The organism is Agromyces sp. H17E-10 (assembly GCF_022919715.1).
In the GTDB taxonomy this organism is placed as follows: domain Bacteria; phylum Actinomycetota; class Actinomycetes; order Actinomycetales; family Microbacteriaceae; genus Agromyces.
Genome location: NZ_CP095042.1, coordinates 3,996,171 through 4,021,025 on the forward strand (window position 1 = coordinate 3,996,171; position 24,855 = coordinate 4,021,025).

Annotated in this window: 20 protein-coding genes; 12 read left to right on the forward strand and 8 right to left on the reverse strand. The window is 66.9% G+C overall.

The window, feature by feature from the left end:
• Positions 1-7: 7 nt before the first annotated feature.
• The 6 genes from MUN74_RS18060 to MUN74_RS18085 all read right to left on the reverse strand — a co-directional run bounded on the left by MUN74_RS18060 (position 8) and on the right by MUN74_RS18085 (position 7,222).
• Complete coding sequence (locus tag MUN74_RS18060) at positions 8-1,288, reverse strand: ABC transporter permease (RefSeq protein ID WP_244853989.1); 1,281 nt, start codon at positions 1,286-1,288, stop codon at positions 8-10.
• 17 nt (positions 1,289-1,305) lie between these two features.
• Positions 1,306-2,025, reverse strand: a complete 720-nt coding sequence (locus MUN74_RS18065) for an ABC transporter ATP-binding protein (protein ID WP_244853990.1) — start codon at positions 2,023-2,025, stop codon at positions 1,306-1,308.
• The gene (locus MUN74_RS18070; RefSeq protein ID WP_244853991.1) at positions 2,022-3,707 is read right to left on the reverse strand and encodes an MDR family MFS transporter; all 1,686 of its coding nucleotides are present in this window, start codon (positions 3,705-3,707) and stop codon (positions 2,022-2,024) included. The genes MUN74_RS18065 and MUN74_RS18070 overlap by 4 nt, the downstream gene beginning before the upstream one ends.
• 98 nt (positions 3,708-3,805) lie before the next feature.
• Positions 3,806-4,465, reverse strand: a complete 660-nt coding sequence (locus tag MUN74_RS18075) for a response regulator transcription factor (protein ID WP_244853992.1) — start codon at positions 4,463-4,465, stop codon at positions 3,806-3,808.
• A complete protein-coding gene (locus tag MUN74_RS18080) occupies positions 4,462-5,670 on the reverse strand; it encodes a sensor histidine kinase (protein WP_244853993.1) in 1,209 nt (402 codons plus the stop codon). Before MUN74_RS18080 ends, MUN74_RS18075 begins: the two co-directional genes overlap by 4 nt.
• Positions 5,671-5,791: 121 nt before the next feature.
• Complete coding sequence (locus MUN74_RS18085) at positions 5,792-7,222, reverse strand: PucR family transcriptional regulator (protein WP_244853994.1); 1,431 nt, start codon at positions 7,220-7,222, stop codon at positions 5,792-5,794.
• 202 nt (positions 7,223-7,424) lie between these two features.
• Between MUN74_RS18085 and MUN74_RS18090 the strand changes: the two genes are divergently transcribed.
• From MUN74_RS18090 to MUN74_RS18140, 11 genes are all read left to right on the forward strand, one after another.
• Entirely contained in the window at positions 7,425-8,591 is a 1,167-nt protein-coding gene (locus MUN74_RS18090) for an ABC transporter ATP-binding protein (protein WP_244853995.1), read from the forward strand.
• A 27-nt stretch (positions 8,592-8,618) separates the two neighbouring features.
• Positions 8,619-9,803, forward strand: a complete 1,185-nt coding sequence (locus tag MUN74_RS18095; protein WP_244853996.1) for a polyamine ABC transporter substrate-binding protein — start codon at positions 8,619-8,621, stop codon at positions 9,801-9,803.
• Positions 9,796-10,767 (forward strand): ABC transporter permease, encoded by a 972-nt coding sequence (locus MUN74_RS18100; RefSeq protein WP_244853997.1) that lies wholly within the window; start codon positions 9,796-9,798, stop codon positions 10,765-10,767. The genes MUN74_RS18095 and MUN74_RS18100 overlap by 8 nt, the downstream gene beginning before the upstream one ends.
• A gap of 74 nt (positions 10,768-10,841) precedes the next feature.
• Complete coding sequence (locus tag MUN74_RS18105; protein WP_244853998.1) at positions 10,842-11,681, forward strand: ABC transporter permease; 840 nt, start codon at positions 10,842-10,844, stop codon at positions 11,679-11,681.
• 100 nt (positions 11,682-11,781) lie between these two features.
• A complete protein-coding gene (locus tag MUN74_RS18110; protein WP_305038258.1) occupies positions 11,782-13,005 on the forward strand; it encodes a flavin monoamine oxidase family protein in 1,224 nt (407 codons plus the stop codon).
• Positions 13,002-13,358, forward strand: coding sequence for a cupin domain-containing protein (locus MUN74_RS18115; RefSeq protein ID WP_244853999.1), 357 nt, complete (start codon positions 13,002-13,004; stop codon positions 13,356-13,358). The genes MUN74_RS18110 and MUN74_RS18115 overlap by 4 nt, the downstream gene beginning before the upstream one ends.
• Positions 13,355-14,845: an NAD-dependent succinate-semialdehyde dehydrogenase gene (locus MUN74_RS18120; RefSeq protein ID WP_244854000.1), complete on the forward strand. Its 1,491-nt coding sequence runs from the start codon at positions 13,355-13,357 to the stop codon at positions 14,843-14,845. The genes MUN74_RS18115 and MUN74_RS18120 overlap by 4 nt, the downstream gene beginning before the upstream one ends.
• Before the next feature lie 30 nt (positions 14,846-14,875).
• Positions 14,876-16,213: a flavin monoamine oxidase family protein gene (locus MUN74_RS18125; protein ID WP_244854001.1), complete on the forward strand. Its 1,338-nt coding sequence runs from the start codon at positions 14,876-14,878 to the stop codon at positions 16,211-16,213.
• Positions 16,210-16,587 (forward strand): cupin domain-containing protein, encoded by a 378-nt coding sequence (locus MUN74_RS18130; protein WP_244854002.1) that lies wholly within the window; start codon positions 16,210-16,212, stop codon positions 16,585-16,587. Before MUN74_RS18125 ends, MUN74_RS18130 begins: the two co-directional genes overlap by 4 nt.
• Positions 16,588-16,852: 265 nt before the next feature.
• Positions 16,853-18,166: a flavin monoamine oxidase family protein gene (locus tag MUN74_RS18135; RefSeq protein ID WP_244854003.1), complete on the forward strand. Its 1,314-nt coding sequence runs from the start codon at positions 16,853-16,855 to the stop codon at positions 18,164-18,166.
• Between the two features lie 107 nt (positions 18,167-18,273).
• Complete coding sequence (locus MUN74_RS18140) at positions 18,274-18,930, forward strand: TetR/AcrR family transcriptional regulator (RefSeq protein ID WP_244854004.1); 657 nt, start codon at positions 18,274-18,276, stop codon at positions 18,928-18,930.
• Here the strand turns inward: MUN74_RS18140 and MUN74_RS18145 are convergent, their stop codons facing one another.
• A complete protein-coding gene (locus MUN74_RS18145; protein ID WP_244854005.1) occupies positions 18,931-22,299 on the reverse strand; it encodes a glycosyl hydrolase in 3,369 nt (1,122 codons plus the stop codon).
• Positions 22,300-22,614: 315 nt separating this feature from the next.
• Positions 22,615-23,319 (reverse strand): TetR/AcrR family transcriptional regulator, encoded by a 705-nt coding sequence (locus MUN74_RS18150; RefSeq protein WP_244854006.1) that lies wholly within the window; start codon positions 23,317-23,319, stop codon positions 22,615-22,617.
• A 178-nt stretch (positions 23,320-23,497) separates the two neighbouring features.
• Between MUN74_RS18150 and MUN74_RS18155 the strand changes: the two genes are divergently transcribed.
• Positions 23,498-24,829, forward strand: a complete 1,332-nt coding sequence (locus MUN74_RS18155; protein ID WP_244854007.1) for an MFS transporter — start codon at positions 23,498-23,500, stop codon at positions 24,827-24,829.
• The last annotated feature ends 26 nt before the right edge of the window (positions 24,830-24,855 follow it).

Consider the following 24,855-nt stretch of genomic DNA (forward strand, 5'->3'; position numbering starts at 1 on the left):
GTCGGTGCTATTCGTAGCGAAGCGAGTCCACGGGGTCGGCCCGCGCTGCTCGAGCCGCCGGAAGCGTGCCGGCGAGGAACGCGATACCCATGACGAGCAGGATGATCGAGAGGATCGAGGTGGGATCGAATGCGATCAGCGTCAGCCCCGGGAGGTCGGCGAGTAGAGAGTCGGCGAGCACGGCGCTGAGCGCGGTGCCCGCACCCATCGCGACAAGGACCCCGATCGCGCTGCCGAGGAAGCCGATGAACGTGGCCTCGAGGCTGAAGAGACCGAAGACCTTGCCGCTGCCCATCCCCATCGCCTTCATGAGTCCGATCTCCCGCGTTCGTTCCTGGACGGACATGTAGAGCGTGTTCACGATTCCAAAAGCGGCAGCGAGGAGGGCGATGATCGCGAACGCGTTCAGCACGAGGACGATGCCGTCGATCACGCTCGTGACCATACCGAGTTGGTCGGCGACGGTCGTTCCCGTGAACCCTTCTGCCGCGAGGCGCTGCTTCAGCGCGTCGATCTGGTCTGCGTCGGCGCCGGGATCGAACCAGACCGTCGCCTGGGAGTAGCGGTCGGCCTCGTCCTCGGGAAGGCCCGTCGATTGCGCGTCGAAGAGCGCGTCGTTCAGTGCCGCGTTCGTCAGCAGGCTTGAGCCCGTGGGTGAAGCCAGGGCTTCCTCCGTCACGCCGACGACGGTCGCCTCGATTCGGTGCTCCGCGCGGAGCGCATCGGTGATGCCGATGGTCACCGTCTGGCCGAGTGCCGCTTGGTCGTCGGCGAACCCGAGGGGTACCACGTATGCGTGCGGAATCGCGACCTGGGCGTCTGCACTGTCATCGTCGGGTTGAACCCCCTCTGTGAGGAGTGTCGTCTGCCCTGCGACGAGGCTCCCGACGGACGCGACGTACTTCGCGCCGTCGGCGAACTGCACGAAGTCGGGCGTGAGGTTGCGCTGCGCGTCGACGCTCACGACTCCATCGATGCCGGCGATCGTCGTGATGTCGTCGGTAGTGAGTGCGATCACGGTCGTTCCGGGGATGCCGGTGGCGACGGCATCCCGGTCGTATTCCGCGGGTCCGCCATCGCCGGCGAACGGGTCACCCGCGCTCTCGCTCGCCTTCGTGACCGTCATCGCATTGGATGCGCCGACCCCCGAAACGGTGTCGGCGATGTACGCGTTGATACCGGTGCCGAGGCCGCTCGTAATGCTCAACGTGAAGGCGCCGATGAAGATCGAGAGGATCGTGAGCAATGTGCGGGTCTTCGATCGGAACGTGTTGGTGATCGCTGACACGATCAGGTCTGGCGTTTTCATGCGGCGGCGTCCACGGTGTCGTCGATCAACTGCCCGTCGGTGATTCGGAGGCGGCGGTCGCAGCGCGCGGCGAGGTCGTCATCGTGGGTGACGACGATGAGGGTGATGCCGTGCTCGCGGTTGAGGTCGAACAAGATGTCCTCGACCACCGCGCCGGTCTTTGAGTCGAGGTTGCCCGTCGGTTCGTCGGCGAAGATGATCCGCGGGTTGTTGACGAGAGCACGGGCGATGACGACGCGCTGCTTCTGGCCGCCGGAGAGATTCACCGCTTTGTTCTTGGCCTTGTCGGCCAAGCCGAGTTCATCCAAGACGGCAAGGCCGAGCCGTCGGCGTTCGGCTGCGCCGACCCCGGCGATCTTGAGCGGGAGGGTGACGTTGTCGAGCACCGAGCTGTTCGGCACGAGGAAGAACTGCTGGAAGACGAATCCGAACGTCTTGTTCCGGGTGCGGTTCAGACGCTGACCCTTCAGGGTTCGGGTGTCGACGCCCGCCAGCTCGATCGTGCCGGAGGTCGGTGCGTCGAGCAGGGCGAGCGTGTGCATGAGGGTGGACTTGCCAGAGCCGCTCTTGCCGAGGATCGCAATGGATTCACCCTCCTGGATCTCGAAGCCGACCCCCTTCAAGGCCTCGAACCCGGTCTGTCCTCGCCCGTACGTCTTGTGCACGTCGACGGCCCGGATCAGTGGGGCCTTCGTGCGCGTTGCGTCGGCGGTCATGACTTTCGCTCCTGTCGGTCGGCGCCGGCGCGCATGCTGTTGGCGAGATTCTGTGTGGAGTTTTCCAGAACGCGTGCGGCCGCCTCAGCCCCGGCGACCGGGGCATTCGACAGTGACGCGGCCGCTCCCAGCTCATCCTGTTGCCCGTCCGCCGTAGCCTCGATCGTCGATCGGAAGGGTACTTCCTTGATGAAGAGGACGACGATCAGACCGACTGCGGCGAGGGGGATGAGCATTGCGAATACCGGCGTCAGGGCGTCGTTGTATGCCCCGACGATCAGGTCGCGGATCGGATCGGGCAGTTCGTTCACGGCGGCGGGCGTGAACGAGTTCAGATCCCCGGCACCACCGGCCGGCGCTCTCTCGCTGAGAAGGTCGGTGAGGCGCGAGGTGAACAAGGCGCCGACGAGCGCTGCGCCGAGTGAAGCGCCGATCTCGCGGAAGAAGTTGTTCGCAGCGGTGGCGGTGCCGACCTGGCTGTCCGGGAACGAGTTCTGCACTACGAGAACGAGGATCTGCATCGCCAGCCCGACACCCGCTCCAAGCAGGAACAGGTAGCAGAGCAGAAGCCAGAGAGGAGTGGTCACGGTGAGCGTCGACATCAGCGCGAGTGCGACCCCGATGACGCCCATGCTCGCGATCGGCATCCACTTGTAGCGGCCGGTCCTGGCGGCGAGCTGTCCGGTGAGGATCGCCGTGGTCATGAGCCCGACCACCATCGCCACCATGAGCAGGCCGGACTCGGTGGCATTGACCCCTGTGACCATCTGGAGGTAGGTCGGCAGGTAGGCGAGGGTGCCGAACATGGTGATGCCGATGATGAGCCCGGCGATGGTCGCCAGGACGAAGTTGCGGCTCTTGAAAAGTCGGAGCGGGATGAGCGGCTCAGCGGCCTTGTGCTCGGCGAAGACGAATGCCCCGCTGAAGACTGCGGCCACCACGATGAGCGCCAGGATGGTGGGCGAGCTCCAGTCGTACTCGACTCCGCCCCACGAGGCGATCAGGATGATCGAGGTGACGGCGATCGCCATCGTGAACGTGCCCCAGATGTCGAAGCGCACCTTCGTATCGTGCTTGGGCAGGCGGAGATAGATGGCCGCGAGCAGGATAGCGGCGAGGCCGAGGGGGATGTTGATCCAGAACGCCCAGCGCCACCCGACACCTTCGGTGAACCATCCGCCCAGGAGGGGGCCGGCGACGCTGGAGATGCCGAACACCGCGCCCATGAAGCCCATGTACTTCGATCGTTCGCGAACCGGGACGACGTCGGCGATGATGGCCTGAGCAAGGATCATGAGGCCGCCTCCTCCGATGCCCTGGACCGCGCGGGCGATGATCAGCCAGGTCATGTCGGGGGCGAGTCCGCCGATCACCGAGCCAAAGACGAAGATCGCCAGGGCGCCGATGAACAAGCCCTTGCGGCCGATGAGGTCGCCGAGTTTTCCGTAGATCGGCATCATGATGGTCGCGGTGACGAGGTAGGCCGTGGTCACCCACAGCATGTGGTTCACGCCGTCGAGCTCGCCCACGATCGTGGGCAGGGCGGTCGAGAAGATCGTCTGATCAAGGGAGGACAGGAGCATGGCGACGAGCAGCCCTGCGAAGACCGCGCCGATGTGGCGCTTGCCCGACGCCGCGGTGGCGCCGTCGGCAGGGGCGAGAGTACTGGAACGAGTCACCATTCGATGCTTGCCAGTCGAGATTGCGAGCGCGTCCCCTCAGCGCGGACTGTCGTGTACCGCGCTCGCGGTACTCCGCAGGCGGCGCGCGGATGACGCCGTCAAGTCCCGGGAGTGAGCAGACCCGACTCGTACGCGATGATCACGAGCTGCGCGCGATCATGGGCGAGAAGTTTCGACATGATGCGGTTGACATGCGTCTTGGCGGTGTGCGGAGAGATGAACAGTCCACCGGCGATGTCTTGATTCGACTGGCCCTTGGCCACCAGCAGCAGGACTTCGCGCTCGCGGTCGGTGAGCTGGTCGAGTGCCGGATGCTGCTGCAGCACGACTTCGGGCTTGAGGTGGCGGGCGATGAGCGCTTTGGTGGCCGCGGGGGAGAGCAGGGCATCGCCGGCGTGGATCGCGCGCACTGCGCGCACGAGCTCGTCGGGTTCGGCGCCCTTCCCGATGAAGCCGCTCGCTCCCGCCCTGAGCGCCGCGACGACGTACTCGTCCTCCTCGAACGTCGTGAGGATCAGCACCCGCGTCGCGCCGAGGCGCTTGTCATCAGTGATGGCTGCCGACGATGCGATTCCATCGAGCGACGGCATTCGGATGTCCATCAGGACGACATCGGGCCGTAGTTCGCTGCTCTTCGTCACGGCTTCGTTGCCGTCGGCCGCCTCGCCGACCACCGTGATATCGGGCTCGTCGCTGAGGATGTCGACGACGGCCTGGCGGATGAGGGTTTGGTCATCGACGACGAGCACGCGGATCACGGGCGATCCTCCTCTTCGAAGGGGAGTCGTGCGGCGAGTCGCCAGCCCCCCAGGCCGGCGCCGATTTCAATACTGCCGCGGACCGCGGCGACTCGCTCGCGCAATCCGATCAATCCGAGTCCCGCGCCGACGGACTCCGCATCGGCTGAAGGGCGCTGCGGCGATGCCCGATTCGTCATCGGGTTCGTGACGACGAGCTCGACGTCACGCTCTCCGGCGCGTATCAGGACATGGGCGCGATGCTCCGCACCGTGCTTGTGTGCGTTCGTCAGCGCTTCTTGCACCACCCGGTATCCGACGCTGTCGACCGTTCCTGCGACGCGGGAGAGGTCGCCTTCGATCCGGACGTTGACGTCGAGCCCGACCGCCGCGAACTGCCCGACGAGTTCGTCGACCCGTGCGAGGCTCGGCTGGGGAGCCGTGCCGGTCTTCCGATCGTCTTCGGTGCGCAGGACGGCGAGCAGGTCGCCGATCTCCCCGAGCACCGTCCGCGCGGCACTCCGAATTGTCGAGAGGGCGGCTTTCGCCCGTTCGGGCTTCGACTCGATCGTCGTCGACGCGACGCCGGCGTTCAGACTGATGACGGCGATCTGGTGGGCAACGGCGTCGTGCAGGTCGCGCGCGATCTTGAGACGCTCCTCGCTCACGCGTCGCTGGGCTTCGGCTTCCCGCGTCCGCTCCGCGCGTTCGGCACGTTCTGTGATGGCACGGATGTACTGCCGCCGGGAGCGGGTGGCGTCGCCGGCCGCGGCCGCTGCCGCGACGAGGAACGCGACTTGGAACACGCGTGGTTCGAAGGGGCTGCCGATCGTCGCCGGAATGCTGACTAGTACGACCGCGGCGAGCGCACACGCCATGACGATCAGACCGCTGCGGCGCGATGACCGGTTCGTCACCCCGAACATCGCGATCGCCACCGCGAGACCGACACCAGACGAGAGGACTCCGTCGAGCGCCACGACGCCGTAGAGCGCGATGCAGGCCGCGAGGACAGGGACCGGCCATCGCCTCCTGAGCGGCAAGACGAGTGCGGCGATCCCTGTCGCGGTGAGTGTCACGAGGCTGGGCATCGCATACGGCTCGCCGGGCACCGGCGCGAATGTGGCTGCGACGACCAGTGCCCCGGCGATGACGTCGCCGACCCACACCGGCAACCGTGGACGGGGATCGGAGGGATCGTGCATCTCGTCGGAGGAGGAGACCATCTCCCCAGTCTGCATGCTTCGACATGCGAGCGAATCAGTCCATCGCAGTACTCCGCGCCTGCTGATTCTTAGGGGTGGTGCGACGGGATGTGCTCACGATAACAGGCACGCCGGACGCGCATCACACTGCCCGATTCGGCGCGGAATGTTCGGGCTCTTGGACTCCAGCCTGCCGGAATTGGCGCCAGGCCGTACGGGCGAGCCAGAGTTCGGAGAGATCCTTCGTTCGGCGAACGCTCCGCCCGGTGATCGCCTCGACCTGATTCAGACGGTAGACGAGCCCCTGCCGATGCATGCCGAGGGCAGCGGCAGTACGGTTCCAGTGGAGGTCGTTCTCGAGGAACTCGAACAGTGTCTCGCGCAGGGCGACGTAACGTGGTTCGTCTCCCGATAGTGGCCCGAGGACGGTCGCCACGATCTGGGCGGCTTCGGATCGTGAGCGGGAGACGAGGGAGACTCGCTCACCGCGGAACTCGCGCCAGTGTGAGCCTCGGCCCCACACCTCCGCGTGTTCCGCCGTGGCCTCCGCGATGGCTCCGGATACGTCTCCGAGATCGCGATGTTCGGCTGATACACCCGACTCGGGGCAGAGCTCCTCCACGATCCTTCGCACTCCATCAATCTCGTGCGCCGGGGCGATGATGAGGATCCGTCCATCGGTATCGATCGCCGCGGTCGAGAGGCCTGCGATCGCCAGAGCCATCTGCAGTCGCAGTGGTATCGCGCAGGTAGTCGCGATCGCACGGAATGCGCCGGAGTCGCTCGCCCAGAGGCGCCGGAGCTCGGCGCGGGAGTCCTGTCGTCCTTCCAGAGCCCGCTCGAGCGCTGCGACGCCGGCGTCGATTCGCGCCATCGCCTGCTGCGCAGCCACAGTCGCGTCGACCGCGAGGATCTGCGCAAGATGAACCAGGGTGAGGCTGTCAAGCGGTGCGTCGGCATCGATCAAGAGATGCGTCGGGCGATGCGTGCGCAGTGCATAGGCCCGCGAGCCGGCAGGGCCGAGGAGACCGCGGCCGATGAGCACGCAGCCGGTCGCATCGTCGACGACCGTGAGACGAACGCCGAGTATCTCGCCGAGATCGTCCGCGGAGCGTCGCTGGTCGTGGTGCCGCAGGCCTGCGACCTGGTAGAGCTTGGCGAGTCTGAGAACCCCCATGGTCTGCCGCTCCGCGTTTGCGGCCGCGACGGTTCGCCCGATCGCTGCGAATGGGGTGTGCGGTCCGGTCGTGAGGACGGGGAAACGTCGGGCGGCGGCTTCGGCGAGCATCGCCTTCGTGAGGCGCGGGGCGAGCCCGTCATCGCCGACCGCGATGCCGGCGAGCCCCGCGTCGTCGAGCCGGGCGATGAAGTCACGCTGGCGCTGGGCACCCTTCGGGATGCAGAGGCCGATCGTCATCAGCAGCTCGTGCGGTCCGAGCCACTTGTCCGGATTCGCCATCTCGCAGGAATGCGCCCACAACACAGTGCGATCGGCACCTTCGGCACCGCTCAGCACTCGCGTGTCCAGCGTCGGATCGCTGACCAGGTCGGCGATCGTGAAAGTCGACGGCATGTTTCACCTTTCGTATGGAAAGTGGTGTGACTCTAGCAGCTCGTACAGTATGCCTTGCCCCGCGGAATTCGTAGTGTGGACGACGCGAGGCCGGATCCGGTCATCGCGACGACATCAAAGGAGATGGACGATGACGCGCACAGTCGTGCCCGGCGGAGGCCCGGGGGGCCCCGCACCCGCACCACAGGTCGCCGACCGAACGATGACCAGCGCAGCCACGATCGAGTCCACACCGACCACTCCCACCGGCGGTGAGGCACCGGGCATGGTCGTCGTCGACGCTGTCACGAAGCGGTACGGCACCTCCACCGCTGTCGACGGGATGTCGCTCACGATCGAGGCGGGCGAGTTCATCTCGCTGCTCGGGCCGTCGGGGTGCGGCAAGACCACGACGCTGCGCATGATCGCCGGCTTCGAGCAGCCCGACGTCGGCGACATTCGCGTCTCGGGTCGCTCGGTGCTCGGTGTGCCGCCCTACCGCCGCGACGTGAACACGGTGTTCCAGGCGTACGCGCTGTTCCCGCACATGTCGGTCGCGGAGAACGTCGCCTACGGCCTCCAGCAGCGCCGCACCCTCAAGTCCGAGGTGCGCGACCGTGTCGTCGAGGCGCTCGACCTCGTGCAGATGCGCCGCTTCGCCGACCGCAAGCCGACCCAGCTCTCGGGTGGCCAGCAGCAGCGCATCGCGCTCGCCCGTGCCCTCGTGAACCGCCCCTCGGTGCTGCTCCTCGACGAGCCCCTCGGCGCGCTCGACCGGCAGCTGCGCGAGGAGATGCAGCTCGAGCTCAAGCTCCTGCAGTCGCGGCTCGGCATCACGTTCGTGTTCGTCACCCACGACCAGGGCGAGGCGCTCTCGATGAGCGACCGCATCGCGATCATGCGCGACGGCCGCATCGAGCAGCTGGCCGATGCCGACACCGTCTACGCCCGGCCCGCCTCGGCGTACGTCGCCGCGTTCGTCGGCCAGCAGAACTTCTTCGGCGGCGAGGTCGCCGAGGGCGGTGCCGCCGTCGCGTCGACGTACGCGCTCGTGCGCGGTGCGACGGCCGAGCTCGCCGGGCTCGCGAACGGCCAGGCCGCGGTGCGGCCCGAGTTCGTCGAGATCGCCGCGGCACGGCCGGATGCCTCGAGCGAGGTCAACCTCGCACGCGGCACGCTGCTCGGGGTCTCGCACCTCGGCGAGACGATGCAGTACCTGGTGCGGCTCGGCGACGACCAGAGCCTCATCGTGCGCCGCCCCACCCCCGAGGCGCCGAACCTCACCGTCGGAGATCCCGTCGAGTGCTCGTGGCGCGCCGAGAGCGTGCTGCTGTTCCCCGCCGACGATGCGGCGAGCGCGGGCGGCTACGTCGCCCCGCCGACCGCCTGAACAACGACATCACACCAGGAGGCTCAGATGACTGACTCGATCCCCACCGTCCGCATCCTCGCGCACGAGAGCGCCGCGAAGATCATCGGCCACGAGCTCAACCGCCGCCGGTTCCTGAGCTTCGCCGCGGCCGCCGGCGCGACGGGCTTCCTCGCGGCCTGCTCGACGGGCGGCGGCACCCAGGGCGCGCCGGTCGCCACGGGCGGCCCGCTCGAGAGCGAGCTGTCCATCTACACGTGGGGCGACTACGACGACCCCGACGTGCTCGAGGCGTTCACGGCGGAGTTCGGCCCGAAGATCACGCTGTCGTCGGTCAGCTCGAACGAGGAGATGATCTCGAAGCTCGTCGCAGCCAAGGGCACCGGCGGCTTCGACATCGTGGTTCCGACCGGCATCTACATTCCGCAGATGGTCGAGAACGGCCTGCTGCAGAAGCTCAACCATGACCTGATCCCGAACCTCGAGCACATGGACCCAGCGTTCATCGGCCGCGCGTGGGACCCCGAGAACGAGTACACCATCTGCAAGGACTGGGGCACGACCGGATTCGTCTACGACAAGACCGTCATCACGCGTGAGCTCAAGGACTGGAACGACTTCCTCGACGCCGCGCAGAACGAGGCGAGCGGCAAGACCTCGCTCCTCGACGACCCGGCCTCGCAGACCGGTCTCTACTTCTGGGCGAACGGCATCGACTGGACCACGACCGACCCGGCCGAGCTCGACGCCGCCGAGGAGTACCTCGTGAACACGCTCGCTCCGCACGTGTCGGCGTTCGACTCCTATCCGGGCGGCGCGGCCATCCCGCAGGCGACCCAGGCGCTGCTGCAGGCGTGGAACGGCGACGCCCGCATAGGCATCCTCGAATCGAGCGACCCCGACCGCTGGCAGTGGGTGCTCGGCTCGCCCACCACGGAGATCTGGATGGACAACTGGGCCATCCCGACGGGCGCCCCGAACCCCGAGGCCGCGCACGCCTTCATCAACTACGTGCTCGACCCCGAAAATTCGCTCGCCGAGCTCGACTACGTCGGTTACCACACGGGCGTCGCCGGTATCGAGGAGGCCGCTCGAGCGGCCGAACTGCCGAGGCTCGACCTCGTGTTCCTCACGCCCGAGCAGATCGAGACGATGAGCGAGGGCGAAGTCACCGAGGCGCAGGCCCGCATCGTGGACATCTGGAACAAGACAAAGGCGGCCGCGGGTGAGTAAGAAGTTCGGAGCCGGCGCCGCGCTTGCGATCCCCGCGTGGGCCTGGCTGCTGGTCTTCTTCGTCGCGCCGGTCGCGATGGTGATCTGGTTCAGCTTCGGCTACAAGCCCGGCATTTTCGGCACGCACGCGAACGACGTGCTGTCGTTCGACCGCTACGCCGAGGCGATGTCGCCGACGTTCTTCGCCACCTTCCAGAACACGCTGTGGGTCGGAGTCGCGGGAACCCTGCTGTGCCTCGTCGTCGGCCTCCCGGTCGCCTACTGGATGGCCGTCAAGGCATCGCCCGCCCGACGTGGCCTGCTCGTCGCGCTCGTGATGGTGCCGTTCTGGACGAACTTCCTCGTGCGCACGATCGGCTGGCAGGTCATCCTCGCCCCCGAGGGCTGGCTGTCGACGAGCCTGCAGCAGCTCGGCCTCATCGGCGGGCCGCTCGACATCCTGTACACGCGCGGCGCCGTGCTGCTGGGCGTCGTCTACAACTACCTGCCGCTCATGATCCTGCCGCTGTACGTCGCGTTCGACCGCGTCGGCGGGCCGCTCCGCGAGGCGTCGAAGGACCTCGGGGCCGGCAAGTGGACGACGTTCTTCCGCATCACCCTGCCGCTCGCCCGGCCCGGGGTCGTTGCGGGCGTGCTGCTCGTGTTCATCCCGCTCATGGGCGACTACATCACCGCGACCGTGCTCGGCGGCGCGAAGGGCAACATGGTCGGCCAGCTCGTCGCGAGCCAGTTCCAGACCGCGCAGAACTGGGCCCTGGGCTCCGCGATGGCGGTGCTGCTCATCCTCGTGATCATGCTCACGGTCGCCGTCGGCGCGCTCGTCGTGTGGCTCGTCACGCTGCCCTTCCGCGCCCGCAACCGGCTCGTGATCGGCGACGCGGCAGAGATTGAAGTCCCGCACCCCGTAACCAGGGCCGTCGCAGCGCTCCGCGCCGAACCAGCGATCGAGGAGGTCTCAGCATGAGCGCCCAACAGACCCAAGCATCACCACAGGCCGAACGGCTGCGTGAGGTTCCAGGCGAAGCACCACAGCACAGGGTGCGCCGTCCGTGGTCCGACATCGTGCTCAACGTGTGGGGCGTCGCGGTGTTCGCGTTCCTGTTCGCGCCCATCGTCGTGATCGTCCTCTCGTCGTTCAACGTCGGCCGGCTCCTCGTCTCATGGCAGTCGTTCGGCTTCGACGCGTTCCTCGCGATCGCCTCGAAGCCCGCCATCCGCGACGCGGTCGTGATCTCGGTGCAGACCGGCTTCATCGCCGCGATCGTGGCGACGCTGCTCGGCACGCTCGCCGGCATCGCGATGGCGAGGCATCCCGGCAAGTGGGTCTGGTGGTTCCTCGGGCTGCTGCTGCTCGTGTCGGTGACCCCGGAGATCGTCGACGCCGTCGCACTGCTGCCGTGGATGGTGTTCCTCGGCCAAGACCTCGGCCTCGCGATCTTCAACGACGGCATCGTCCGCCTCGTGATCGGCCACTCGCTGTTCTCGGTCGCGGTCGTCTCGTACCTCGTGCGCGCCCGACTCGTCGGCCAGGACGCCCAGCTCGAGGAGGCCTCCGCTGACCTCTACGCGAAACCGTTCAACACGTTCCGCCGGGTGACCCTGCCCCTCGCGATGCCCGCCGTGCTCGCCGGCTTCCTGCTGTCGTTCACGCTGAGCCTCGACAACACCGTCATCGCCGCGTTTGTGCAGGTGTCGGGCACCACGCCGTGGCCCGTGTACGTGCTGAGCGCCCTGCGCAGCGGCCTGCGCCCCGAGATCGCCGCCGTCTCGACGATCATGCTCGTGCTCACGCTCATCGCGCTCGGCCTCGTGGCCTACGTGCTGCGCCGCGCCGGCGACTCGGCCGCCGACATCGCCCGCACCATGAGCGGCGGCTGACCGGCACGCACCGCACCGAACGGCCACCGATTACCCGTCGCAGGTCCGTACGTCCGCGACTGCCAGGACATCGAAGGAGAGAAGAATGACGCGCACCGCAGTGCTCGGCGCAGGCCTCGCAGGCCTCGCCGCTGCGACCCAACTGGCCCGGGCCGGCCACGATGTGACCATTTTCGAAGCACGCGATCGTGTCGGAGGGCGCGTATGGTCGGAGACCATCACCGCGGCCGGCGGATACCACGTCATCGAGCGCGGAGCGGAATTCGTGCTCGACGGTTATTCAACCCTTCGCAGCTACTGCGAAGAACACCGTCTCGAGCTCGTCGAGACGGGGATGAGCTACTACGTCCGCACACCGGCCGACCGTCCCGAGGTCACCACCGCAGCGATGGCGGCGCTCGGGAGGGCCGCCGCCGAAGCCGCCGCCGACGGCCCCGACGAGCGGTCGGTCGCGGATGTCCTCGACGCCATCGGCGTCGAAGGGCCTACCCGCGAAGCGCTCGAGGCGAGAATCGAGATGTCGACGGCAGTCCGTATCGACCAGGTGACGGCAGCAGAAACTCTCGAACACGTCGCCTCGTTCGAGCCCCAGCCGAGTTGGCGCATCGGCGGGGGCAACCAGAGCCTTCCCGATGCAATGGCGGTCGCGCTGGACGGCCGCGTCCGCCTGAGTTCCAGAGTCGACCACGTCGAGCAGCACGGCGACCGGGTGAGGATCAGCGTCGGCCACGATGACGAGTCCTTCGACTTCGCCGTGGTGGCGTTGCCGTTCGGCGTGCTCGCCGACCCCGCTTCCGTGCGCCTCGAGATCCCGCGATGGAAGCGTGACGCGATGTCCCGGGTCGTCCAGGGCAACGCTGCGAAACTCCACCTCGCTCTCGACGAGGCCCCCGCGACCAGCGCGGTGATGAGCGTTACGGGGAGATTCTGGACTTGGACCGCGAACGCGCTGGACGTCGGGGTCGCTCCCGTGCTCAACTGCTTCGGCGGAGAGATCGGTCACCTCCTCGATCTCCGCATCGACCGAGGTGAACGCGACTGGGAGCGGGCGGTCCGTGCGCTTCGCGCCGACTTGCCGATCGCCCCCGGGCGCGCCGTGCTCTCCGCTTGGCCGTTTGATCCGCTCGCCCGAGGTGCGTACACGGCGCACAGCCCGCGTTTCACGACCGCGGACGCGGAGGCACTTGCTGCCCCGCATGGGCGGCTCTACTTCGCGGGGGAGTACATCGACCCCGAGTTCACCGGTCTCATGGAAGGCGCACTTCGCAGCGGCGACCGGGCCGCCGCAGCGCTCCTCGCCGCCGAAGGGAACGTCGCGGCATGACTGGATTCGTCGCTACCCGATTCGAGCACTCGGCCATCGACTGGCCGGACGACGTTGCGATTGCCGCCGACCGAGTCCTGAAGGGCACGCCGACGGCGTCCACGTTCGTCATCGAGGACGCTTCCACCCACCAGCTCGGACTGTGGCGTGTCACTCCTGGCGAATTCGTCACCGATCATGCGGGCTACCTGGAGTACATCCACGTCCTATCCGGGACTGGCCGGCTCATCGACGAGGGCGGTGTCGCGCTCGATCTCGGCCCCGGCGTCACCGTGCTCATGCAGCCCGGCTGGAGGGGCCGTTGGGTCGTCCACGAGACCATCACCAAGGCGTACACCGTGATCAACTCATGAGCGCGCTCCCGGACCCGACGGTCACGAACCGTGAGCACGAGCTGCTGGCGTCCGTCCCCGACGGCCTGTTCATCGACGGATGCTGGCGTAGGGCGACCGGCGGCGTCACGATGACGGTTTCCGATCCTGCGACCGGTGAACCCGTCAAGGAGGTCGCGAACGCTTCGCCCGAGGATGGACTGGCAGCGCTCGACGCAGCGAGTGAGGCCTTCCCCGCTTGGGCGGCGAGGCCGGCGCGGCAGCGGGCGGAGATCCTCCGGCGGGCGTTCGACCTGCTGCAGGAGCGCAAGGAAGACTTCGCACTGTTGCTGACGATCGAGATGGGAAAGCCGCTTCCCGAGGCGCGCAATGAAGTCGACTACGGTGCTGAGTTTCTCCGCTGGTTCAGCGAGGAAGCCGTGCGGATTCAGGGTCGGTACGGTGAGAATCCCGAGGGAACGGGCCGTGTGATCGTCTCGCAGCACCCCGTGGGTCCGTGCTTCCTGATCACCCCTTGGAACTTCCCTCTGGCGATGGCGACCCGCAAGATCGCACCGGCGCTTGCCGCCGGTTGCACCGTGGTAATCAAGCCGGCCGAGCTCACCCCGCTGACGATGCTCGCCTTCGCACAGCTACTGCAGGACGCCGGCGTGCCGGGCGGTGTCGTCAACGTGATCACCACATCGATGTCCGGGGACGTCTCGGAGCCGATCATCCGTGATCCGCGGCTCCGGAAGCTCTCATTCACCGGGTCGACGCGGGTCGGTCAGCGCCTCCTTCGGCAGGCAGCGCACGGCGTGCTGCGCACATCGATGGAACTGGGCGGGAACGCGCCGTTCGTCGTCTTTGATGACGCTGATCTCGACAAGGCGGTCGAGGGGGCGATCGCGGCGAAATTCCGCAACACCGGTCAGGCCTGTACGGCGGCGAACCGGTTCATCGTGCAACGATCCCTCGCCGACGAGTTCGCCGAACGGGCGACCGACCGGGTGAGCGGACTCCGCCTCGGTCGCGGAACCGAGGAGGGCGTGGCGATCGGCCCCCTCATCAACGAAGCCGCGGTTACGAAAGCGGATCGCCTGGTGCAGGACGCGGTCGCCCGTGGCGCCTTCGTGACCACCGGTGGCAGGAGGGCGGGGGAGCGCCGTGGTGCCTTCTACGAACCGACCGTCGTGAAGGACGTGCAGCCGGGGTCAGAGATCCTGCACGAGGAGATCTTCGGACCAGTCCTCGCGATCATCCCGTTCGACGACGAGCAGGACGCCGTGCGCATCGCGAACGACACCGACTACGGCCTCGTGTCGTACGTGTACACCGAGAACCTCGCCCGCGGCCAGCGGATGATCGAGCGTCTTCAGACCGGAATGATGGGCCTGAACACGGGCGTCGTCTCCAATGCGGCCGCACCGTTCGGCGGCTGGAAGAGGTCTGGACTCGGACGCGAGGGCGGGGCCGAAGGGATCCACGAGTATCTCCAAACCAAGTACACGCTCGCACCGCGCAGCTAGAACCACACCTTACGAAGGAGCTATCAACACATGGAGAAACACGACGTCATCGTGCTCGGAGCCGGCCTGGCCGGACTCAGCGCGGCGCGGGACCTTGCCGCGGCAGGAGTGGATGTGATCGTCGTCGAGGCTCGAGCACGGGCCGGAGGGCGCGTCGAGCAGGCCAAGACGCCCGACGGCCGGCTCGTTCAACTCGGCGGCGAGATCATCGGCAGCTTCCACACCGCATACAAGGAGTTGGTCGGAGAGCTCGGGCTGACGCTCGTCCCGACTTTTGTGGCCAGCAATGGTGAGACCAGCTGGAGCCTCGCCGACGGCTCGTTCCTCGGCGACGACCTGCCGTGGATGAGCAGTGGCGACCGTCGCGTCTACGACGCGATCGAGAAGCAGTTCTCGGCCCTGGCCGCGACGGTGAATCCGGACGACCCGTGGTCGCACCCCGATGCCGAGCGACTGGATGCCCTCTCCATCGCCGAATGGGTCCGTGGCGAGGGCGGGTCGCCGTCGGTTCTCCGCGCGCTCGAACTCTCGGCCAAGGCGCTTGCCGACTCGTCGATCGAGCGTTCGTCGCTGCTCGCGTACCTCCGCAAGGAGTCAGCTGCCGGAGCGGACGGCTTCTACAATTACGACGCTTGGGAGAACGAGCGGGTGCTCGAGGGCTCCGCAACCGTGGCCCTTCGAATGGCCGATGACCTCGGTGAGCGCATCCGCTACAGCAGCCCTGTCGAGCAGGTACGGATCGATAGACGGAAGAGCACGGTGCGCCTGGCGACGGGTGAGATCCTCGGCGCAACAGCGATCGTCTCGGCGCTTCCTGTCGGACCACTTCGCGATGTCCGTGTCGAAGGTGTGAGCGACGCACGAATGGCATCGCTGCACGCGCAGCGGAACGCGCTCACGGTCAAAGTCGCAGCTGTCTACCCGGACTCCTTCTGGGAGAACGATGGGCGCAACGGAACCAGCTACATGGAGCAGACGCTCCTCGGCGGAACCTGGGCGCAAAGCGACGGCGTCCTGTCAGGCCTCCTGCCTCCGTCGAGTCTCGCCGAGTACTTCGCCACGCCTCTGGACCGCCGACAAGCGGAACTCACCGACGAGCTCATCACAGTCGTCGGCAAGCAGGCCGACGAGTACTCCCAGTTCTACCTCCGCAACTGGGCGACCGACAGGTGGACGCAGGGATACGCCACCGGTTGGCGGCCCGGCGATGTCATGGCCGTCGGGCCGCTCCACGGCTCCCACGAGCCGCCGTTCTACGTGTGCGGGTCGGACCAGTGGGTGTGCGGCTACATGGAGGGCGCGGTTCGCACCGGTCGAGCCGCAGCCGCCGCCGTCCTCCAGGGGAGCGAAGGGAAACAGAGCCGATGAACAGCAAGATCCGGCCTCTGCCCACGTCCGACATCGCAGGTCCCAGCATGACCGCGAGCTCTTACGTGACGCCAGAAGCGTTGCGCACCGGTGATCCGCACGAATGCGAGCTTTCGCATCTGGTCAGCGCCGACGGCCGCTTCGTTGTCGGCATCTGGTCGGCGGAGCCATACAGTGAGCACGTCGATTCGTACGGGGGATACGAGTACACCCGCGTAATCGAGGGTCGGGTCACGCTCACCGATACCGACGGCGTAATTCGCAGCTTCGGACCTGGCGATGCCTTCACGATCGAACCGGGCTGGTCTGGTGAATATCGTGTCGACGAACGTCTCATGAAGCAGTTCGTCTACTACGAGAGTGACGACGCCTGACCTGACTCACTCGATCCTGCCGCGTTCTCCTACCCGGTGGACAGTACCCAGCCGAGCTCCTTCTCGACGTACGCCATCGCCAGTTCACCCGCACGTCGCGGGGGGAGAACTCGGGATCCTGCAACGCCATTTGCGTCGACATCCCGTGGAGCAGGGCCGTGAACGTCAGCACGAAGCTCCGCGGCTCAACCGGCAGTGACCGAATACTCAGCAAACTCTCGCATTTCAAGTTCGAACGCGATCAAACAGGTGGAAGGAAAAGCGGATGTCAGTGTCCGATTACGACGTGGTCATCGTGGGTGCCGGCCTGGCCGGTCTGGCAGCTGCGCGCAGGTGTGTTGCCGCCGATCTGGACGTGTGCGTGCTCGAGGCAAACGTCCATGCCGGCGGACGGACGTTCAGCCAAGTGAAGGACGGCCTGACGTTGGACCTCGGGGCGGAGTGGGTCGAGTCGGCGTATCACGATGCCGTCGTCCGTGAGCTCGACAGGTACGGACTTGAGTTGGATGCGCCGGAGGTGCCGGCATCGCCATACTGGGCGATCGGCGACCTGGTCGAGCGTCGACCGAGCGGCTTGATCGGAGTAGCCGAAGAAGGTTTCCGCGCTCTCTGCGTCTCGATCGACGCGGACGTCGCGCGCATCGACGCCGACGATCCCCGTTGGCACGAGGCTGCAGCCGAATTCGACATCCCGATGACGGATTACCTGGACCGATTCACCCCCGATGCGGCGGTCCGGGCGCAATTCCTGCGGCATTGCTTCGCTCTGTTCGGCTCGGATGAAGCCTCCTACAGCGCCATGTACGCGCTCCACGAGTTCGCGGCCTTCGGATCATGTGAGGAGGCCTTCACCAGTGAGACCGCTCGCGTGAAGGGGGGCACGATGAAGATCGCGGAGTCGATCGCGGAGGGACTGGGGGAGAGGCTCCGGCTCGGGACGACGGTCGACCGGATCAGCACAGTCGACGGGCCGTCGCCCGTCCGGGTCTTCACATCGGACGGTGCGATGACAGCTCGGGCGGTGATCGTCGCCGTGCCCGTCAATGCCCTCCGCGGGATCGACCTCGAGGTGCCACTCAGCGCTGCCGAGCGGGAGGTCATTGCGACCGGGCACTCCGGCGCCGTCGTCAAGGTGTGGCTTCGAACGGCCGATCTCCCGGAACCCTACTGGTCCTTCGGGTGGCCCGATGTTCCCGAATCCTACGGACGTTCCGTTCCGGGTGGTCAGCAGATCGGCGCCTTCCAACTCGTCACGGGGGCCGACACGAGCGGTGCCGCCGATCGCGCACTCGAGGTGATGCAGCTCCGACACCCCGAAGTGACGTTCGACGACGAGACGATCCACCACGACTGGATCAACGATCCGCTGACACGCGGGACATGGTGCACGCCGGCGCCTGGACAGGCCACCGGGCTCTACGAACTCGCGGCTGAGTCGGGCCCCTGCTTCTTCGCCGGAGGCGATCTCTCTCGCAGATGGGCTGGCTGGATGGACGGAGCTCTCACGTCGGGCGAGGATGCTGCCGAACGCTGCGCGGCCTACATCGGGCACCAGGCCGTGCCCGAAGTGGCTGGATGAAGGTCAGCGCCCGACGCAGCGCGAGCGCGACCATGCAGGACGAGAGACCCGTGTCCTACACTGGCCGACATGTGTCGGCTCCGTAGTGAAGGCATCCTGAGGTCCGCTTGACTCGCACGACGACGCGGCGCCGAGGTGCGGCGCTGGAGAACGCGATTCTCGACGCGGCGTGGGCCGAGCTCGAGGCGGGGGGATGGGCGGGCTTCACCGTGCAGAGGGTTTCGGCACGCGCGGGTACTGCGAAGGCCGTGATCTACCGGCGATGGCGGAACCGAATGGAGCTTGCGGCCGACCTGCTGGAACGGGAGACCGCGAGCCGTCAATGGTCACGGACGAGATCGATCGATCTCGTCACAGACCTGCGCAGCTTCCTGCACGAGATGGCAGGCTTCCTCGCGAGTCCTTATGGCGACGCGGTGCGGGGCGTGATGACGCAGGGTGATTCGGCCCGTCGGGCGAGTCTGCTCGCCGGGCCGGTCATCATCGGACGGGTGCGAACGATCGCCGAGGCGGCACAGGAACGAGGTGAGTTGGTCGTCGAACCGCCCGGTTCGGTCCTGAACCTAGGTCATGCGGTCATGATGTCCGAGTTCCTCCACACCGGGCGTCCCGCAGACGAGGCCGGCGTGGAATCCCTCCTCAACGACCTCTGGTTGCCGGCGATCCGTGCGTCGCAGTCCCGCTCGGGGTCCGACGTCGCACGCCCCGTGGATCCGCGGGCGAGTGCCGACGCGGATCCACGGGGTGCGAACACCGCTCCGTGATCACCTTCCGGGTACCGAAAGCTCTACGTCACGATACGGGGTGATCGTCACCGGGCCGATGAGGCCGGTTCGCTGCCAGTCAGGGATCTGGTAGTTGCTGTCTCCAGTGGAGCGGACGGCATTGAACATGGTCGTCGCCGCGCGTACGGCGATGGTGTTCGTACCGGCATGCAGGAGATGACCGAGATCGATCCGGCCGCGGTCCGATTGGTTCACGATCACGGGCTCACCGTTGACCGACACGGTGGCGGAGTCGAGGACGGCTCCGAGGCTCAAGTACGCGCCATCGGACTTCGTCCATTCCTTGGGCAACATGAAGGTGGTCACGTACAAGCCGAGGCCCGAGTGGCGAGTAAGGTCCGTGGGCGAGGTGATCTCCCGCCATGACGGCAACTTTCCGTCGCTTCCCGCCACGACCGGGAATTCTGCGACGTCCGTCTTCGTCGTGGTGTACGCGTTCGCACCGGGCGTCCACGTCTGAGCCTTGAGCGTCCAGTTGTTGAGCGTGATCGCTGGGATGATGCCCCGCACGTCCGTGGTTCGCTGAGCACCGCTGCTCAGTTCCGTCGTGTAGGTGCCGGCCGCAGAGGCACGAAGTGTGAGGCCCTGCGCATTGCCGGAGGCGAATACCTCGCCATCGCTTCGGACAGCGTAGGTCGCGGGAGCGTGGATCGGGTCGCCCTGACCGCTGGTAATCACTCCCTTGTTCGTGAGCCCGATGATCACCTTGTCGTATGGCGCGATACTGACCGGAACGGTCACGGTGTCGTCACCCTTGACGTACTCACCGAGCGGGGTGATCTGGCCGGTCCACGTATCGAAGGCGAACGGACGACCGGATCCGGCGAGCGTGAGGTTCTGCTCGACTTCCGCGCCCGAACGGTTGTAGATGAAGTCGTAGGTGACGTTGCCGAGGTCTCGACGGACGAGGCCGAGCGCGGACGTCGGCGTCTCTGGTGTCACCGCGGGCCGAATTCCTGCCCCGCCCAACTCTCGGGGAAGTTCGGTCTCCGTTGCCACCCGCCTGACGGTGGGCTGGTCGAGCAGTGCGGCGACGATGCCGGCGAGGTCGGCCGCATCGGGCTCGGCCCCGGTGGTCGTGGTGGGCGCTTCGCCGACCACGAAGACTCGCAGGCCCTGTTCAGCCAGTTCGAGGATCCGCTGGGCCGCCGAAAGCGAGATGCTCCGCTGGTTGTTCAGGACGAGTGCACCGTAGTCGGAACGGTCGCCGAAGAGGCCGCCATCCTTCTCGGGGCTGAGGTACGGATCCTCGAGGAACTCGGGAGCGACGTACTCGTACGTGTATCCGGCACTGGAAGTCGCCGAGTCGGTTCCAAGCATGTGCTGAGGCGTCTGCTGGCCGCTCACCGACGAGCCGATCAGGCCCAGATCCTCGTAGTAGATACCCAGGTCGACCTTCGCTCGACCTTGCCGCAGGACGAGCTGGGTGCGGGCGAGGCTGTCGTTCACGGCCTGGTAGTCCGGCCAGCTCGCCTGGCGCGGGCCGAACGCGTCGTTCACGTTGAGGGCGCCGAAGATATCCCAGGGCTGGTAGCCCGGCCATGTGCCGCCGTCACGACCCGCGGTGCCCACGCCCTTCGGTGCGTCCCGGTATGCGAGGCCGTGCCAGACCACCTGGTTGACGCCACCGGCGTAGCTCTTGTAGATGCTGTCGAGCAGTCCCTGCGAGTAGCGGCCGCCGACTGTTGACCCGTCGCCGCCCTGGCCGAATTGACCGGGAACCTGCGGTCCGGCCAGGCTCGAGCGATATCCGCCCTGGAACACCGCGCAACACTCGACCGAGACGACGTTCTTCCCACTCAGGTGTGCTCCAGCGCTCACCGCCCGGTAGTCCTGTTCGGCCCCGAGCGGGTTGGGGCTGCCGAAATTCAGCGACTCGCCCTCGGCGATGCCGGCGCGGCCGGATGCGGCCGGAGTCCCGATGGGGATGCCGTACGGCTGGACGCGGAAGTTGAGACCATGTCCTTCTGCCCAGTCCTGCATCGATCCGACGTATTCCTCGGTGTACAAGTCGCTCACGGTCTTTCGGTAGTCCTCTCGGACCTTCGGGCCGATCCCGGTGAACTCGAACGCGGGGGCGGTCGTGCCTTGAATGCCGGCGCCGGCCAACGCCGGCAGGAGCAGCGTGGGATCGTACCCCCGCTTGGCAGTGAACGCCTCGACGAAATCCCACGTCCACTTCTGAGCCGACCCGAGCTCGAGCGAGTCCTCGAAGATCGCACCAGAACCGATTCGGGCGAGATTCGCGCGGACTTCGTCGGTCAGGATGTGCTCATCCCAGAAGTCTGACTGGATGGCCACCCCGCCGCGACTGAGGTGATCGACGACGTAGTTCGGCTGCGTCGACATGTACCCGCCACGCTGCGCGATCAGCCCCGAAGGTGCCTGCAGGAAGTCGATCACCACCCACGGGTTGCCGTTTCCGGTGGGGAATGTGTAGCTGAGTGCGCCGCTCTGCACATCGGCGCTGACATCGACGACCGACTCGGGGTCGAGCACGCGCTGCCCGTTGCCCGTCGTCGCGCAGGCGTCCACGCACTGCGCGATCAAGGTGCGAATCCGCGTAGTGCGGGCGATGTTGCCGACGGGCTCGTTCAGAGCGTGCGGACTCGCCAGCGCCGACACTGACAGGACGCCGCACGACGCAGTGCGATCACCCAAACCGGTGACCGTCACGCGTTCCGCGCCGCTGTCCACGCCAACGGTGATCGTATCGCCCGACGCGAACCCGCCGAGGTTCCGTACGTGCAATTCGGTCTGGCCAGCGGAGGCAGATTCGCAGAGCTGCGTCGACACCGACGGGGGACCGGTGGTCGGGGCGGGCAGCGGGCCAGAGCGCGTTTCGCCCGGCCGGCGGAACTCGCGCCCGAAAATGAGCTGCTGTTCCGCCTCGGGCTGGTTGAAACTGCTGAGAGTCGGAACCGTCGGCGGATACTGCGGGCCGAGGTTCTGGTCGACGATCAGTCCCAGGTCCGCGGCCTCGCCGGTGATCACTTCCATCTTGTGCGCCCAAGCGGCCGTGCCCCAGCCGTACTCCGCGAGGAACGCGTTGCTCTGATTGCCCTCGCCGGGTACGTAGAAGGGTGCGACCTCCACACCGCCCGCACCCGAGGCGGCGAGGTCGCGCAACTCCTCGCGGAGCACGTCGTCTTCGGTGAACGCCAACGGCATCCACCACCGGTACATCGGGCGCACCGAGCCGGGCGGATTGGCGAACGTTTCGGCGGTCAGCTCGGCGCCGCCGCTCGGCCCCTCAGTGTGGCGGCTTGATGCAGGAGCGGCGATCGATGCAGCTGATGGCGCGGCAATGAGCGCGAACGCGACGACGACCGCCGAGCTTGCGAGCACGGCGCGACGCCTCGATGGAGTCGGTTGCGGGATAGACACGTGGATTCGGTCCCTTCGTCATTGAAAGGTTTCATTCGAGCTTTCGTGTGACGATATCAATCGGCGAAGTGGCGGGTCAATAGGAAACGTCACGTTTCTTGTCTGCCGCGCGTTCGAAGGCTGAGGGTCCAGCAAGGTCCGGCCGCCTTACGCCGGATAACCCGGGCGGAACTGCGGCGGGGGCGCCGGGTCTGCGCGTGGACTCAGGTTCGAACCTGGCTCCGGCGATGAGCACTGCGCGCCTTTCGGCGATGCCGGGTTCTGGGAGGTTCCCCGTCAGTCGCGTGCCGCGTCGTCGGTCATGATCATGCGCATGAATGTCTCGAGAAGCGGCAGCGTCTGGCGGCTCGGGTCGAGTAGCGCCTGGATTCGCAGGCCGTCGATCATGGCGAGCAGCATGGTGACCTTGTCGTCGGCGGTGACCTCTTCGCCGTCGTGGGCGGTGGCGAGTCGGCCGCTCGAGAAGTGCTGGCGCATGCGTTCGCGTCGCGCGATGAAGAAGTCGTGCGCAGGGTGGTCGGGGTTGGTCGCCGCGACGGTGATCGCGAGCCAGTTGCGCTGGTGCTCGGGGTGGGCGAACTCGTCGGCCAGCACATTCGAGAGCACCTGCTCGGCCGGCACGCGCGACTGCATGATGCGGCGCGCCATCTCTTCGTCGTCGTCGTCGCGCTGCGCGAGTGCCGCGAGGAGGAGTTCGTCTTTGCTGGCGAAGTGGCGCAGGAGCGCGGCGTGCGTCAGCTCAGCACGCGCGGCGATGTCGCGGAGGGAGGCGCGTTCGTAACCGTGCTCGGCAAAACTGGCCAGGGCCGCACGCACGATCTGGGCGCGGCGCGCGGGCGTGCTCGCGTAGGGGCCACGACGGGCTCGCGGTTTCGCGGGCGGAGCGGCTGCGATTCGGTGGGCGGAAGCGGGAGTAGGGGACTTCTCGCGCAAGCCGGACTCCTGCAGCTGCGCTGTCTCCGGCGGGGTGGAACCCGGCATGCCTTCTCCCTGTACGCGCATCCCTCGAGTCTGGCAGACCCGTACTCGAGCCCGATTTGCCAATAGTAACCGATATGGTTACTGTTGCCCACAAGTAACCATGCTGGTTACTTTTGCGTACTTTCCAGCACGACCTGCGTACGATCGCGTGGTCGGCTCATCGCCGATGAAGGAGTCAATGGTGACGAAGAACGAGCCGGACGCGGACCTCGCAGCCGGCCTGGCCGTATCCGACGGGGAGACCGCGCCCGCGGTCGCGATTCCGGTGGCCGAGCCGCAGCAACCGATGAGCCGGGGCTACATCCTCTGGCTGATGCTCGCGAGCTTCGGTGCATCCATGGCCATGATGGTGCCGCTCTCGTACGGCATCGCCGTACGCATCACCGAACTCGCACCCGGTCACGAAGAAGTGCTCGGGTTCATCACCGGGATCGCGCAGGCCGTGTACCTCGTGCTCAGTCCGCTGGTCGGCATCTGGAGCGACCACACCCGGTCCCGGTTCGGACGTCGAAGTCCGTTCATCTACCTCGGCGCGGCGATCGGCCTGGCAGGCCTCGTCGTCATCGGTCTTGCTCCGAACCTGCTGATCGTCGGCGCCGGCTGGGTGCTCGGCATGGTGGGCTGGTCGATCGCCGGCGCCGCGCTGCAGAACATCCAGGCCGACAAACTGCCCGAGGGGCAGCGCGGCAAGGTGTCGGCGCTCACCGGCCTGATGACCCAGGTGGCTCCGGTGCTCGGCATCGGCGTCGCCTACGCGGTGTCGTCGAACACCTTCCTGGTCTTCCTGCTGCCGGGCGCGATCGGCGCGGTGCTGCTCGTCCTGTTCCCGCTCGTCAAGCCCGAGGGCAGTTCGAAGGACCTCGTGCCGCCGACGCAGGTCACCGTAAAGTCGGTGTTCGCCAGTTACGGGTTCAACATCCGCAAGTACCCCGACTTCGCGTGGAACTGGCTGGGCCGCTTCGTCTTCTTCATCGGCCTCTACTTCAACACCACCTTCGGCACGTTCTTCTACGCCCAGCGGCTCGACATGCCGGTGCGAGAGGTGGCCGGCGTGGTCGCGACGGTCGGCATGGTCGGGGTGCTCGCCGCCGCGGGCGGCGCGCTCGCAGGAGGATTCCTTTCGGACAAGCTCCAGCGTCGCCGCCTGTTCGTGATGATCGCCGCCGTGCTCTTCGTCGTCGGCGCGCTCGTCGAGGCCACCGCCTGGTCGCTCGCGCAGATCGTCGTCGGCGCCGTGCTCATGCAGCTGACGATCGCGGTGTTCGCGACCGTCGACCAGGCGATCGTGTACGCGACCATCCCCGAACGCGACCAGGCCGGCCGCTACATGGCGGTCATCCAGTTCGCCCAGAAGATCCCGAGCGCCATCGCGCCGCTGCTGGCCGGCGTCGTGATCGTGATCGGCGCGACCGGTGGCGAGAAGAACTACACGCTGCTGTACCTGCTCGGCGCCGTCTTCGCGCTGATCGGCGGCCTCGTCATCATGTTCAAGGTCAAGTCGGTTCGTTGACCGGGCTCGACCCATTCGACAGTCCG

Bases quoted from the DNA above. Each gene is read 5' to 3' on its own strand.
- MUN74_RS18120 (WP_244854000.1), top strand. From the start codon at position 13,355: ATGAGCGCGCTCCCGGACCCGACGGTCACGAACCGTGAGCACGAGCTG.
- MUN74_RS18085 (WP_244853994.1), bottom strand. From the start codon at position 7,222: ATGCCGTCGACTTTCACGATCGCCGACCTGGTCAGCGATCCGACGCTG.
- MUN74_RS18070 (WP_244853991.1), bottom strand. From the start codon at position 3,707: ATGGTGACTCGTTCCAGTACTCTCGCCCCTGCCGACGGCGCCACCGCG.
- MUN74_RS18065 (WP_244853990.1), bottom strand. From the start codon at position 2,025: ATGACCGCCGACGCAACGCGCACGAAGGCCCCACTGATCCGGGCCGTC.
- MUN74_RS18090 (WP_244853995.1), top strand. From the start codon at position 7,425: ATGACCAGCGCAGCCACGATCGAGTCCACACCGACCACTCCCACCGGC.
- MUN74_RS18135 (WP_244854003.1), top strand. From the start codon at position 16,853: ATGTCAGTGTCCGATTACGACGTGGTCATCGTGGGTGCCGGCCTGGCC.
- MUN74_RS18080 (WP_244853993.1), bottom strand. From the start codon at position 5,670: ATGGTCTCCTCCTCCGACGAGATGCACGATCCCTCCGATCCCCGTCCA.
- MUN74_RS18155 (WP_244854007.1), top strand. From the start codon at position 23,498: ATGGTGACGAAGAACGAGCCGGACGCGGACCTCGCAGCCGGCCTGGCC.
- MUN74_RS18130 (WP_244854002.1), top strand. From the start codon at position 16,210: ATGAACAGCAAGATCCGGCCTCTGCCCACGTCCGACATCGCAGGTCCC.
- MUN74_RS18115 (WP_244853999.1), top strand. From the start codon at position 13,002: ATGACTGGATTCGTCGCTACCCGATTCGAGCACTCGGCCATCGACTGG.
- MUN74_RS18125 (WP_244854001.1), top strand. From the start codon at position 14,876: ATGGAGAAACACGACGTCATCGTGCTCGGAGCCGGCCTGGCCGGACTC.
- MUN74_RS18095 (WP_244853996.1), top strand. From the start codon at position 8,619: ATGACTGACTCGATCCCCACCGTCCGCATCCTCGCGCACGAGAGCGCC.
- MUN74_RS18150 (WP_244854006.1), bottom strand. From the start codon at position 23,319: ATGCCGGGTTCCACCCCGCCGGAGACAGCGCAGCTGCAGGAGTCCGGC.